Origin of the sequence: Halodurantibacterium daqingense (genome assembly GCF_042666235.1) — a bacterium.
GTDB lineage: Bacteria > Pseudomonadota > Alphaproteobacteria > Rhodobacterales > Rhodobacteraceae > Halodurantibacterium > Halodurantibacterium daqingensis.
Genome location: NZ_JBHTFQ010000010.1, coordinates 39,536 through 51,793 on the forward strand (window position 1 = coordinate 39,536; position 12,258 = coordinate 51,793).

Sequence of the window (12,258 nt, forward strand, 5' to 3'; positions counted from 1 at the left end):
TCAGAACGGCAGGTTCATGCCGGGTGGCAGGCCGAGCCCTTCGGACAGTTGGCGCATTTCCTGCTGGGCGCGCTCGGTCGCCTTGGCCTGGGCATCCTTGACTGCGGCGAGGATCAGGTCCTCGACCACCTCCTTGTCATCAGCGTTGAAGATCGACGGATCAATGGACAGGCCGGTCAGCTCACCCTTGGCGGTGGCCATCGCCTTGACAAGGCCCGCGCCGCTTTCACCGGTGACGGTGATCTTCGCCAGATCATCCTGAAGCGCGGCCATCTTGCCCTGCATGTCCTGCGCGGCCTTCATCATCTTGGCCATGTCGCCAAGTCCACCCAATCCCTTGATCATCTTGCTACTCCTGTTCGAAAGGGTCCCATTCGTCCTCGACTTCGGGCAGGGCCTCGGTGGCGGCCTGCGCGGCCCGCGCGTCGGGGGTGCGGATATCGGTGATGCGGGCCTGCGGGAAGGCCTGAAGCACGGCCTGAACCAGCGGGTGCTGGCGGGCCTCGGCTTCCATGGCAAGTCGCTCGGCATCGCGGCTTTCGGCGATGGTCGCCCCGCCCCCTTCGTTCACAAGCGTGATGGCCCAGCGGTGCTGTGTCAGCGACTGCAGCCGCTGCGCAAGCCGGGCGGCCAGATCGGGCGGTGCCTCGGCCGTGGGCTGGAACTCGATCCGGCCGGGGCTGTAGCGCGCAAGGCGCAGGTGGGTTTCGACCTCGACCAACAGCTTCATGTCGCGGCTGTCACGGATCAGGGCGACGACATGTTCGAAGCTCGGATAACCGGCAAGTCCGGCCTGCGGGGCGAGCGCGCGGGCCGTGGCAGCCCCGTGCATCGTGGCGCCGCGACCGACGGCCGGTCCGCCGCCGCCCATGGGGGCCTGTGGTGCTGGGGGCTGCGCGCCGCCGCCGCCCCCAGACGGCGGGGGCGGCAGAGTCTGCAGCCTGCGGACCAGTTCCTCGGGCGAAGGCAGTTCGGCGACGTGGGTCAGGCGGATGATCGCCATCTCGGCGGCCATCATGGCGTTCGGCGCCTGCGCGACCTCTTCCAGCGCCTTGAGCAGCATCTGCCACATCCGGGTCAGAACCCGCATCGGCAGCGCCTCGGCCATCTTGAGGCCGCGGCTGCGTTCGTCCGGCGGAACTGTAGGATCTTCCGCTGCCTGCGGCGTGATCTTGATGACGCTGATCCAGTGCGTGACCTCGGCCAGATCGCGCAAGACGGCCATCGGATCGGCGCCGTCGGCATATTGTGCAGAAAGCTCGGCCAGCGCCTCGGCGGCCGCGCCCTGCATGATGAGGTCGAAAAGATCAAGCACGCGGCCACGATCTGCCAACCCCAGCATGGCGCGCACCTGATCGGCGGTGGTTTCGCCCGCGCCATGGGCAATCGCCTGATCCATCAGGCTCATGGCATCGCGGACGGATCCTTCGGCGGCGCGGGTGATCAGCGCCAGCGCATCGGGCGCGATCTGCGCGCCCTCCAGCCCGGCCACGCGCGCCAGATGGGCCATCATCACCTCGGGCTCGATCCGGCGCAGATCGAAGCGCTGGCAACGCGACAGAACGGTGACGGGCACCTTGCGGATTTCGGTCGTGGCGAAGATGAACTTCACATGCGCCGGCGGTTCTTCAAGCGTCTTGAGCAGCGCGTTGAACGCGTTGTTCGACAGCATGTGAACTTCGTCGATGATGTAGATCTTGTAGCGCGCGCTGGCCGCCCGGTAATGCACCGAATCGATGATCTCGCGGATGTCGCCGACCCCGGTGCGCGAGGCGGCGTCCATCTCCATCACATCCACATGCCGCCCGTCGGTGATCGCCCGGCAATGTTCGCAGGTGCCGCATGGTTCGGTCGTGGGGGCGCCGGTGCCGTCGGGGCCGATGCAGTTCAGGCCCTTGGCGATGATCCGTGCGGTGGTGGTCTTGCCGACGCCCCGCACGCCGGTCATCACGAAGGCATGGGCGATCCGGTCGGCGGCAAAGGCGTTCTTCAGCGTGCGCACCATCGCTTCCTGGCCGATCAGATCGGCAAAGGTGGCGGGGCGGTACTTGCGGGCAAGAACCTGATAGGCGGCAGCGTCTGACATGGGCACCCTTTTCGTCTCGGCCCCAAGCTAATGCGGGGCGGACGGAATTGCCAGCGGGTTCGGGAATGGGGTGAGAGGCTGGACAACGACCCAAGCGGGGCTCGTTACGGCTGCTTCCTTCCGGACCTGACCGGGTTGGCGAGGCGCCTGCCCGCGCCAACCTCTCACCGCCCATATAGACGCCCGGGCCGGGCTTCGCAAGGGTCAGGTCGGGCTGCGTTCGGCCCAGCCGGCAAAGATCTTCTCCAGCAGCACCACGCCATAATACAGCACGATCCCGAGGAAGGCCAAGGCGATCAGCACGGCGAACATCAGCGGGTAGTCGGCGCTGATCCGGCCGCTGTCGAACAGATGTCCCAGACCCCGGCCATGGGGTTCGACGATTTCCATCAGGTTGGTGCCGATGAAGGCAAGCGTGACCGCGACTTTCAGCGCGCCAAAGAACTCGGGCAGGGTCTTGGGCAGGGCGATCTTCCAGAAGATCGTGAATCGTGATGCGCCCAGCGACCGCAGAATGTCGCGGTATTCCGGCTCCAGCGTCGAAAGCCCGATGGCCACCGAGACCGAGATGGGAAAGAACGAAATCAGAAACGCGATCAGCACCGTGTTGAAGTCATGCTGCCCGACGAACATCAGCGCGATCACGGGAACCACCGTGGCCTTGGGAATGGCGTTGAAGCCGACCAGAAGCGGATAAAGGGCATCGCGCATGGTGCGCGAGAAGCCCATGATCATGCCAAAGGCGGTTCCCACCACCACGGCAAGACCAAGGCCCACCATCGTGCGCCACAGCGTCTGCCAGCCGTATTCCAGGAACATGTGCCGGAAGCGCCAGAAAGCGGGCCAGACATCGGAAGGGGCGGCCATCTTGTAGCGGGGCCATTGCATGAACCAGACCAGCCATTCCCACGCGAGAAGGAAGATCAGGATCGCGGCAAGCGGCACGGCGACCTTGCGCCAGTTGCGGGCAATCATCGCGCGTCCTCCTGCGCTGCCGTCCTGACGGGCGCGCGGCCCTGGGCGATCTCGATCTGGTCGCGCAGCGTCGCAAGCCATTCCACCGATTGCGCAGAGTAGAGCATGCCGAGCGGGCGTGGCCCGGGCAGGGGAATGTCCAGCCGGTACTGCGCCCGCGCCGGGCGCCCCGACAGAACCAGAACCTGATCGGCAAGATAGACGCTTTCCCGAAGGTCATGGGTGATGAGCAGCGCCGTGAAGGGTTCTTCCGCGCGCAGCTTGTGCATCAGCTGCCACAGATCCTCACGGGTAAAGGCATCAAGCGCCCCGAACGGTTCGTCCATGATCAGGATCTCGGGCTTGTGCACGATGGCGCGGCACAGGGACGCCCGCTGGCGCATCCCGCCGGAGAGTTCGGACGGACGCTTGTCCTCGAACCCCTCAAGCCCGACCAGCGCAAGCAGGTCCCGCGCGCGCGCTTCCTTCTGCGCGCGCGGCATCCGCGGCGCCACGATCTCCAGCGGCAGGATCACGTTCTGCAGGATGGTGCGCCATTCAAGAAGCACCGGGTTCTGAAAGGCCATGCCCACGGTCGCGCGCGGCGATTTCACCAGTTCGCCATGCAGCCAGACCTCGCCGCTGTCGGGGCGCATCAGCCCCGCGATCAGCCGGGTCAGCGTGGACTTGCCACACCCCGAGGGCCCGACCACGGCGCAGAACGTGCCCTCGGCGATCGAGACATTCAGATCGTCCAGAACCGGAAGTGGCCCTGCGGCGGTGGCGTAGGCGTGAGTAACGCCTTTTATTTCAATGAGATTGGTCATGAGGTCTTTCACAAGCATGCCCCCTCCCGGTGGCCGGGAAGGGGCGGGGCGGACGGGCGCTTATTCGAAGCTCAGGCTACCGTCGTCGGGCAGATAGGCGTCGGTGAAATACAGGCTCGCCTCGGGTTCGTTCTGGAACTCGTAGGTTTCACGGATCTGCTCGATCGAGCGGGCGAAACGGTCGCTGTCGATGTTGCCAAGCCCGTTCTCGCGCACCCAGTCGGTGATGATGTTCTGATCCAGTGCCATCTGCAGCCGCTCCAGCTCCAGTTCTGTATCGGCGGCGGGGTTGCGTTCGACCAGCATCGCGATGCCGGCTTCTGGATCGGCCACCACATCCTTCAGGCCGCGTGCAACCGCGCGCAGGAAGCCGGTCACGGCTTGCGGGTTGGCCTCGGCAAAGTCAGTGTTGACGATGATCGCATTGCCGTAAAGCTCAAGCCCGTGGTCGGCCATCAGGATGACCGACAGATCATCGGCGGGCACGCCAAGCCGGGTCAGGTTCAGGAACGAGGTGAAGGAGAACCCTGTGATAGCATCGACACGGTTTTCCGCCAGCATCGGTTCGCGGGTCGGGAAGCCGACCGGCTCGATCGTGATGTTGTCGACGTTGATCCCGTTTGCGCTGGCAAAAGCCGGGAACTGCGCCCATGCGCCGTCGGGCGGCGGCGCGCCAAGGATCTTGCCTTCCAGATCCTCCGGTCCTTCGACGCCGCGGCTGATCCGGCCCACGATTGCGAAGGCGGGCTTGTCATACATCATCATGACGGCCGTGACGGGTGCGCCCGGGTTCTGGTCAAGGAACTTGATGAGGCTTGCCATATCGGCAAAGCCCACCGGATAGGCGCCAGTCGCAACTTTGGGGATCGCGTCCAGGCTACCTTGGCCGGCGGTGATCTCGACCTCGATGCCTTCCGCCGCGAAATGGCCGTTGTCGATCGCGGCGAAATAGGGCGCAGCGGGGCCCTCGAACCGCCAGTCGAGCGTGAAGGGCATTGAAACGGTCTGGGCGTAGGCCGGAGCGCCAAGGGCAAGCGCCGCAAGCGCGACAGTGAAAGTGCGGTGCAACACGGAAAGTGCCTCCTTCTTGATACAGGCGGACCCTGCTTCAGCCTGGGTATTTCAGGGAGAGGATTAACGCGATTCTCGCCGCGTGATGACATCTCGCCGCAGGCTGATGCTTATTACTCAAGCATGCTGTGCATGAAAGCTCAGAAAGCAGGCATTCAAGAGTCACAGATGCAGGCGAACTTCGGCAAAGCCATCGTCATTTTCGCCCAGATATTCAGCAACCAGGGGCAGTTCCCCAAGATGGTGCACAGCTTGTGGGCTGGTGCGGAAGGTCACCGTCGCGCCAGGCATCGGCCGGAATCGCCAGACCTTCGGTGCCGCCGGTGCAAGAGGGCCCCTTGCGGTGACATGACCACGCAGGATATCCCGCACCGGACGGCGCGAACTGTAGATCACTTCGGCATCGTTCAGGATCCCACCGCTGCCAGCCGCCCGGTAATCGTTGGTTGCAACGATGAATTGCTCTGACGGGGACACCAGCCGGCCCCTGTAGCGCAGGTTCGTGATCCGGCCCGTGCCGGCGCCGGGCGCTTCCTGATCGTCGAGCGGTGGTCGGCTCAGGTCGATGTCATAGGTCAGGCCCAGGATCGTGTCGAAGTTGTAGCAGGGAAAATCCGGCTCGATCAGGGGTATATCGCGTGCCCCCGGGCTGATGGTGCGAAAGAAGGCGGCGCTGCGTTCAAGCCAGCGGCGAAGGCCCGCGCCGGTGACCCGCACGGCCTGCAAGGTGTTGGGATAGGTGTAGATATCCGAAAGACTACGCAGCGCGAGTGTTCCGGGCGAAATATGGCTGAAGTAACCGGGGCCGCTGCGGCCGCCGGCCTTGAAGGTTGATACAGCCGAGAGAACCGGAAGCAGGGCCAGTTCGGTATCTGCCAGCGCGGCCTCCACGTCCTCCCTTTGGGCCTCTCCGACAAGGCCAAGCGCCGGCGTCGCCATGACGGATGCAAAATAGCTGTGCAGCGGCACCTTGAGCAAGCCCACGGGTTCCCGGATGTAGGCAAGTGTCCCGGCGTGGGCCGGCGCCGCGGCCGCAACCACGGCCGGGTGCTGCGCAAGAGGGGGGTGTTGCGGTGCCTGTCTGACGGGCGCGACCCGCACCAGATAATCGGCGATCCGCCATCCGCACCGCAGACGTTCCAGCACCAGATCGATCACCCCGACATGCGACCCCCCTGAACCGGCCATCACGGCGGGCTTGCCGGCAAGCGTTCCAAGCTCTGCATCGACGCCGGCAACCCCCGCAAAGCAGGGGGAGGGAAAGGTGAGATGACTGTGACCGATCAGCAGCGCATCGATTCCCGCCACAGCAGCAAGGGGAAGGGCGGCGTCTTCGGCGCGATGTTCCGGCTGATCGGCTGCGATGCCGGAGTGGCAGAGGGCCAGAACGATATCCGCCCCCGCACGCTTCATCTCAGGAACCCAGAATCGGGCCGACTGGACGATGTCGCGGGTCACGATGCATCCCTGAAGCTGCGCCTTGTCCCACGTGTCGATCTGCGGCGGTGCAAAGCCGATCACCCCGATGCGCAGGGGGTGGGGCCGCCCCGCCTCATCCAGAACCTGCCGATCCAGAATCCTGTAGGGAGCGACAAGGGGTATATCCTCTGACGGGGTTACCCCGGCATGCGTCAGCACGTTGGCGCAGACCAGCGGGAAGGCAGCCTCGGCAAGTGCTGCCTGCAGGAAGGGAAGCCCATAGTTGAATTCGTGATTGCCCAACGTGGCGGCGTCATAGCCGATGGCGTTCATCGCCGCGATGGCTGGATGGATCTCTCCCGGGCGGGGTCCGACGTTCTGGGCAACATAATCGCCCATCGGCGTGCCTTGCAGAAAGTCGCCGTTGTCGAACAGGAGGCTGTTCGACACCTCCTTGCGCAACTGCGCGATCAGCGTTGCAGCCTGTGCCAGGCTGAAGCTGTCATGGGGCCGGTTGGTATAGTAATCGAACGGCAGCAGATTGAGATGCAGGTCCGTGGTCTCCAGCACGCGAAGCTGCACAAGCGGGGCGTCGGATCGCCCTGAGATGAGGGAACGGTTCGTCACGGTCTTCTGCACCCGAGTGAATCCGGTCGTCTGGAACGGCTCCACATTATCGGGCGCGCAGCCTCTTTTGCCATCAAGACAAAAGCCACTGACAATAAACACAACCAAAAGTTGCAAAATGGAAACGCTTGCGGGCGGCGCCAGACACACGCTAGGGACAGGTGAGGTTCGGAGGGCGACATGCGACAGGCGGAAACGGTGACCTTTGGCGGCGCGGGATCCGATCGTCACAGCGGGCTGCGCGCCGATCCTGCCCGGGTTGCCGCCTTGCTGGCGGATCCGGCAGCGCGGGTTCTGCCCCTGTGGCGCGGCAAGCCTCTGGTCGCGGGGCCAGCGCGCGATCACCTTGGCTGGTTGCAGCCGGGCTGCGAGGCGCTGGATCTGGCCGACCCGCCGGTGCTGCTGGGCCTTTCTCCCGAAGGACCGCGCTTTGCGGCCGACCTGTCGCGCTGGCAACCTGCGGAAACCGATGCCGCGGCACTTGCCGCCTTCTTTGACCCCAGCGAGCAATATCATCCCGCGCTGCCCACCGACCACCTGTTCGCCGAGTTGCGCGGCGTCATGACCCGGCTTTCGCCGGCCGAAGCGGAGTATGCGGCGACGGCGCGCGCCATCCTAGGCTGGCACCGCACCCACGGTTTTTGCGCAGCCTGCGGCGCGCCGACCGAACTGACGATGGCGGGCTGGCAGCGCCGCTGCCCGTCATGCGGCGCCCACCACTTTCCGCGCACCGATCCGGTGGTGATCATGCTGGTCACGCGGGGCAACTCGGTTCTTCTGGGCCGGTCGCCGGGATGGCCGGAGCGCATGTATTCGCTCCTTGCCGGCTTCATGGAGCCAGGCGAGACGATCGAAGCCGCCGTCCGCCGCGAGGTTCGGGAAGAAACCGGCGTGCAGGTCGGGGCAGTCAGCTACCTTGCCAGCCAACCCTGGCCGTTCCCCGCGTCGCTCATGATCGGTTGCCGCGGCATCGCGCTGAGTGAAGCGCTCGCGCTGGATCCGGTCGAGATCGAGGATGCGCTGTGGTTGCCGCGGGAAGAGCTTGCCACAGTCTTTGCCGATGCCCATCCCGCCATCGCCGCGCCGCGCCGCGGCGCCATCGCGCATTTCCTGTTGCGCAACTGGCTTGCAGACCGTCTTGACTGACGGCAAAGCTGAACAACGTTCGAACAGCAAAGGGTAGGCGATGGACTTTGTGACCACTGAGGATCTGGAGGCGCCGATCGCCTCTGTCTTTTCGGCGCTGACCGATTTCGATGCCTTCGAGAAGATGGCCGCCCGGCGCGGTGTCCAGACCCGCCGGACAGATGGGCTGCCCGGGGCCGGCGCAGGAATGGCGTGGCAGCTTGATTTTCGCTACCGCGGCAAGCCGCGCCGCATGACGCTGCTGCTTGCAGATCATCAGCCGCCCGAGCAGATGCGGCTCACGGGCGATTCCCGGGCTGTGGCCGGGGAACTGCTGATCGAGTTGATCGAGCTTGCGCGAAACCGGACCCGTGTGCGCGTGGTCCTTCAGGTCGCGCCGAAGACGATTCCGGCAAAGCTGCTGGTGCAGTCGCTGCGCCTGGCGCGGGCGCGGGTAAATGAGCGCTACGAGGCGCGGGTGCGCAGTTTCCTGAAGGATCTGGAGACGCGGCTGCAGCGCGCCTGACCGGGTTCAGTGGCGGCGCGGGTCGGCGGGATACACCCCGAGGATGCTGAGCGAGGAGGTGAAATACCCCAGCTCATCCAGCGCGCGCTGCACGCTCTCGTCTTCAGGATGGCCCTCGACCTCGGCAAAGAATTGCGTCGCCGTGAAGGAACCGCCCACCATGTAGCTTTCCAGCTTGGTCATGTTGACGCCGTTGGTGGCAAAGCCGCCCATGGCCTTGTAAAGCGCGGCCGGAATGTTGCGGACACGGAACACGAACGAGGTCATCATTCCGGAACTGCCACGCCGGGACATGTCGGCCTCGCGCGACATCACGAAGAACCGGGTGGTGTTGTTCGACTGGTCCTCGATATGGCGCGCCAGCACATCAAGGCCGTAGATCTCGCCCGCCAGTTCCGACGCAAGCGCGGCAAGGGCCGGATCGGCTTTTTCGGCAACGGCGCGGGCCGAACCGGCAGTGTCTGCCCCGGTGATGCCATGGATGCCATGGGCGCGCAGGAAATCGCGGCACTGGCCCAGAAGCACCGTATGGCTCATGGCATGGGTGATACGTTCAAGGGGGGTGCCCGGCAGCGCAAGAAGGTTGATATGGACCCTCACGAAGGCTTCGTCGACGATATGAAGCCCGGATGACGGCAGAAGCTGGTGGATATCGGCAACACGTCCATAGGTGCTGTTCTCGACCGGCAGCATCCCCAGATCGGCGGTCCTGTTGCGCACGGCCTCGATCACATCTTCGAAGGTCCGGCAGGGAAGTACATCATGGTCGGGGCGAGCCTGGCGGCAGGCTTCGTGCGAATAGGCGCCCGGCTCTCCCTGAAACGCGATGATTTTCGTCATTTTCGTCCCTCCGGCGTCATGCGCGCGGCATTTGCGCGATTGGTCGCGGTAACTACACCTTGAAAACCGTCGGGGGAAGCGGATAGATACAGCCAACTCCGGCCAAGCCATGGGACGCGACATGTTCGACACGATGACCTTCACCAAGACCATGGGCGCACTCTGCGGCGCTCTCCTCATCTTTCTGCTGGGGAAATGGGCGGCAGAGGAACTTTATCACACCGATGGTCCGCACAGCGCGCGTGAACAGGCCTATGTGATCGATACCGGCGCCGACGCTGATACCGATGTCGGCGACGTGGCAGAAGTCGATTTCTCCCTGCTGCTGGCCGAAGCTGATCCGTCGCGGGGTGAGCGTCTGTGGCGCCAGTGCGCGGCCTGCCATTCGCTTGAAGACGGCCGCAATGGCACTGGCCCGCATCTTTACGGGATCGTCGGTCGTGGCAAGGGAGACGTCGAAGGCTATGGCTTCTCGGACGTCTTCGCCGACAACCCGGATATCTGGACTCCGGAAAACCTGAATGCCTTCCTTGAAAACCCGCGCGGCTATGCGCCTGGCACCAAGATGGCCTATGCAGGCATGCGGGCAGTCGAAGATCGTGCGGCGCTGATCGCCTATCTTGACACGGTTGATGAGTGATCTTGCGGTCACTGCACCTTGGAACCGCCCCTCGGGGCGGTTTTTTCTTGTCTCGGGCAAGCCTTGCGCCGGACAAACCTTGTCCGGATCACGGATAATCGACTTGAATGCGGCAAGTTCCGCGCTTTAGCCTTGTGGCCTGAAACCTTGGCAGGAGGACCGCGAATGCCCCGACCGCTCCCACGCAGCCGCGCCCATGTCGTCCGGATGGCGCCCGCGCGCCTGGCCCTGGCGATGTTGACGTCGTTGATGGTGCTTCTGGGTTGGGCCACGATGCTGCATGCACAGGATCTTCAGCCGATCCCGATCGAAGCCGATGCGGACGGGATCATTCGCACCCACGGCTATTCCTACTACGGAACCCTGCACTATCCCGCTGATTTTCAGCATTTTTCCTATGTGAACCCTGATGCTCCGAAAGGGGGAGAGTTCTCTACCTGGGCGTCCGGCACCTTCGATTCGATGAACCCCTATGCACAGCGCGGCAGCGCCGGGGCCTATGCCCAGATGGTTTACGAAAGCCTGCTGGGCGAAGAGCCAGCCGGCGGGGCGGCCCCGGCAGATGTCTATGGCGAATACTACGGATTGCTGGCGGAGAGCCTGGAATACCCCGAGGGCCGCGAATGGGTGATCTTCCACATGCGCCCCGAGGCACGTTTTTCCGACGGCACGCCGGTAACTGCGCATGATGTGGTGTTCAGCCACAATCTGTTTCTGGATCAGGGGCTGGCCTCGTATGCCGCAGCGGTCCGTCAGGTGATCCTCTCGGCCGAGGCGCTGGACGATCACACTGTCAAGTTCACCTTTGCCGATGGTATACCCCGCCGCAGCCTGATCGAGCAGGTCGGCTTCGTCACCGTCTTTCCGCAAAAATGGTTCGAGGAAACCGGAGCGCGCCTGGATGAGCCACGTCTGGATGCTCCGCCCGGATCAGGCCCCTATATGCTGGACAGCTACGACATCAACCGGCGGATCGTCTATCGCCGGAACCCCGATTACTGGGGCGCGGATCTGCCGATCAACCGCGGGCGTCACAATTTCGATCGCATTCGCATCGAGTATTTTGCTGACGATACGGCCGCATTCGAAGCCTTCAAGATCGGCGATTATACCTTCCGGGCCGAAACGAATTCGCGGCAGTGGGCCACGGGCTACGGTTTTCCGGCGGCGCGGCAGGGCCATGTCGTGCGTGAAGTCCTGCCGAACGGCACACCGCCCAATGCCTCTGGCCTGATCTTCAACCTCGGGCGCGAGATCTTCGCCGACAAGCGTGTGCGCGAGGCGATCTCGCTGGCCTATAACTTCGAATGGTCGAACGCGACCTATCAGCACGGCCTTTTCAAGCAGCGCAATTCATTCTCGCAGGGTTCCCCGCTCGAGGCGCAGGGCGTCCCCGAGGGGGAGGAGCTGGCCTTTCTGCAGGCGCTGGGTGATCTGGTGCCGCCGGAACTTCTGAGCGAACCTGCCGTCATGGCGCATCAGTCCTCGGTGGGTGGGCTGGCCGATCGCGGCAACCTGCGGCGCGCAGGGCGGTTGCTGGATGAAGCCGGCTGGGAAGTGGGCAGTGACGGCATTCGTCGCAACAGCGCCGGGCAACCACTGCGGATCGAGTTTCCGCTGAACTCCTCAAGCTCTCCTGTGGCCGAGGCGATCGTCAGCAGCTTTGGCCAGAACCTGCGCAGCCTTGGTGTTGATCTGCGCATGGTCAAGATGGACCCGGCGCAATACACCCTTCGTACCCGCGACCGGAACTATGACATGGTTCTTGCCGCCTACCGGTCGTTCCTGGATGCGGGCACGGGCCTCTGGCAATCCTTCGGATCGCGCGAAGCAGATGTGGCCAGCAGTTTCAACCCGGCGCATCTGGCAAGCCCGTTGGTGGATCGCGTGATCGAGCTTGCCCTCGAAACGACCACGACCGAGGAGCGCGACGTGGCGATGCGGGTTCTTGACCGTGTTCTGCGGTTCGAACGCATCATGGTCCCGCTCTGGTATACCGACGAATCCTGGGTCGCCTACTGGGACATCTACGAACGCCCCGAAACGCTTCCGCCCTATTCCGATGGCGAGATGGATTTCTGGTGGGTCAACCCCGACAAGGTTCAGGCGTTGCGCGCCGCCGGCGCCCTGCGGTAACGGTCAC

The 12,258-nt window shown here is 64.2% G+C and carries 11 protein-coding genes and 1 other RNA gene; 4 read left to right on the forward strand and 8 right to left on the reverse strand.

All coding sequences use genetic code 11. The features are described from left to right. The 7 genes from ACFQXB_RS16520 to ACFQXB_RS16550 all read right to left on the reverse strand — a co-directional run bounded on the left by ACFQXB_RS16520 (position 1) and on the right by ACFQXB_RS16550 (position 6,984). Positions 1-345, reverse strand: coding sequence for a YbaB/EbfC family nucleoid-associated protein (locus tag ACFQXB_RS16520; protein WP_377406048.1), 345 nt, complete (start codon positions 343-345; stop codon positions 1-3). Positions 346-349: 4 nt separating this feature from the next. Further along, entirely contained in the window at positions 350-2,086 is a 1,737-nt protein-coding gene (locus ACFQXB_RS16525) for a DNA polymerase III subunit gamma/tau (RefSeq protein ID WP_377406050.1), read from the reverse strand. Positions 2,087-2,155: 69 nt separating this feature from the next. Continuing rightward, an RNA gene (ffs, locus tag ACFQXB_RS16530) (signal recognition particle sRNA small type) lies at positions 2,156-2,252 on the reverse strand. Between the two features lie 38 nt (positions 2,253-2,290). Then, the gene (locus tag ACFQXB_RS16535) at positions 2,291-3,061 is read right to left on the reverse strand and encodes an ABC transporter permease (protein ID WP_377406052.1); all 771 of its coding nucleotides are present in this window, start codon (positions 3,059-3,061) and stop codon (positions 2,291-2,293) included. After that, positions 3,058-3,867 carry an ABC transporter ATP-binding protein gene (locus tag ACFQXB_RS16540; RefSeq protein WP_377406054.1) on the reverse strand — a complete coding sequence of 270 codons (810 nt, stop codon included), beginning with the start codon at positions 3,865-3,867 and terminating at the stop codon, positions 3,058-3,060. Before ACFQXB_RS16540 ends, ACFQXB_RS16535 begins: the two co-directional genes overlap by 4 nt. 60 nt (positions 3,868-3,927) lie before the next feature. After that, positions 3,928-4,938 (reverse strand): ABC transporter substrate-binding protein, encoded by a 1,011-nt coding sequence (locus ACFQXB_RS16545; protein ID WP_377406056.1) that lies wholly within the window; start codon positions 4,936-4,938, stop codon positions 3,928-3,930. A 162-nt stretch (positions 4,939-5,100) separates the two neighbouring features. Continuing rightward, positions 5,101-6,984 (reverse strand): bifunctional 2',3'-cyclic-nucleotide 2'-phosphodiesterase/3'-nucleotidase, encoded by a 1,884-nt coding sequence (locus tag ACFQXB_RS16550; RefSeq protein ID WP_377406058.1) that lies wholly within the window; start codon positions 6,982-6,984, stop codon positions 5,101-5,103. 180 nt (positions 6,985-7,164) lie between these two features. On the opposite strand from ACFQXB_RS16550, the gene nudC reads away from it, so the two are divergent. Together nudC and ACFQXB_RS16560 are read left to right on the forward strand one after the other, a co-directional pair. Continuing rightward, on the forward strand, positions 7,165-8,130 hold the full coding sequence (gene nudC / locus ACFQXB_RS16555; protein WP_377406060.1) for an NAD(+) diphosphatase: 966 nt from the start codon (positions 7,165-7,167) through the stop codon (positions 8,128-8,130). Between the two features lie 40 nt (positions 8,131-8,170). After that, positions 8,171-8,635, forward strand: coding sequence for an SRPBCC family protein (locus tag ACFQXB_RS16560; protein ID WP_377406061.1), 465 nt, complete (start codon positions 8,171-8,173; stop codon positions 8,633-8,635). 6 nt (positions 8,636-8,641) lie between these two features. Here ACFQXB_RS16560 and ACFQXB_RS16565 read toward each other — a convergent pair whose 3' ends face one another. After that, positions 8,642-9,475 carry a prephenate dehydratase gene (locus ACFQXB_RS16565; protein WP_377406063.1) on the reverse strand — a complete coding sequence of 278 codons (834 nt, stop codon included), beginning with the start codon at positions 9,473-9,475 and terminating at the stop codon, positions 8,642-8,644. Positions 9,476-9,596: 121 nt separating this feature from the next. Between ACFQXB_RS16565 and ACFQXB_RS16570 the strand changes: the two genes are divergently transcribed. Together ACFQXB_RS16570 and ACFQXB_RS16575 are read left to right on the forward strand one after the other, a co-directional pair. Next, positions 9,597-10,115 (forward strand): c-type cytochrome, encoded by a 519-nt coding sequence (locus tag ACFQXB_RS16570; protein WP_377406065.1) that lies wholly within the window; start codon positions 9,597-9,599, stop codon positions 10,113-10,115. A gap of 165 nt (positions 10,116-10,280) precedes the next feature. Further along, positions 10,281-12,251 carry an extracellular solute-binding protein gene (locus tag ACFQXB_RS16575; RefSeq protein WP_377406066.1) on the forward strand — a complete coding sequence of 657 codons (1,971 nt, stop codon included), beginning with the start codon at positions 10,281-10,283 and terminating at the stop codon, positions 12,249-12,251. Positions 12,252-12,258 lie beyond the last annotated feature (7 nt).

Coding starts and splice junctions, on each gene's coding strand:
- ACFQXB_RS16520 (WP_377406048.1), bottom strand. CDS start 345: ATGATCAAGGGATTGGGTGGACTTGGCGACATGGCCAAGATGATGAAG.
- ACFQXB_RS16525 (WP_377406050.1), bottom strand. CDS start 2,086: ATGTCAGACGCTGCCGCCTATCAGGTTCTTGCCCGCAAGTACCGCCCC.
- ACFQXB_RS16535 (WP_377406052.1), bottom strand. CDS start 3,061: ATGATTGCCCGCAACTGGCGCAAGGTCGCCGTGCCGCTTGCCGCGATC.
- ACFQXB_RS16540 (WP_377406054.1), bottom strand. CDS start 3,867: ATGACCAATCTCATTGAAATAAAAGGCGTTACTCACGCCTACGCCACC.
- nudC (WP_377406060.1), top strand. CDS start 7,165: ATGCGACAGGCGGAAACGGTGACCTTTGGCGGCGCGGGATCCGATCGT.
- ACFQXB_RS16560 (WP_377406061.1), top strand. CDS start 8,171: ATGGACTTTGTGACCACTGAGGATCTGGAGGCGCCGATCGCCTCTGTC.
- ACFQXB_RS16565 (WP_377406063.1), bottom strand. CDS start 9,475: ATGACGAAAATCATCGCGTTTCAGGGAGAGCCGGGCGCCTATTCGCAC.
- ACFQXB_RS16570 (WP_377406065.1), top strand. CDS start 9,597: ATGTTCGACACGATGACCTTCACCAAGACCATGGGCGCACTCTGCGGC.
- ACFQXB_RS16575 (WP_377406066.1), top strand. CDS start 10,281: ATGCCCCGACCGCTCCCACGCAGCCGCGCCCATGTCGTCCGGATGGCG.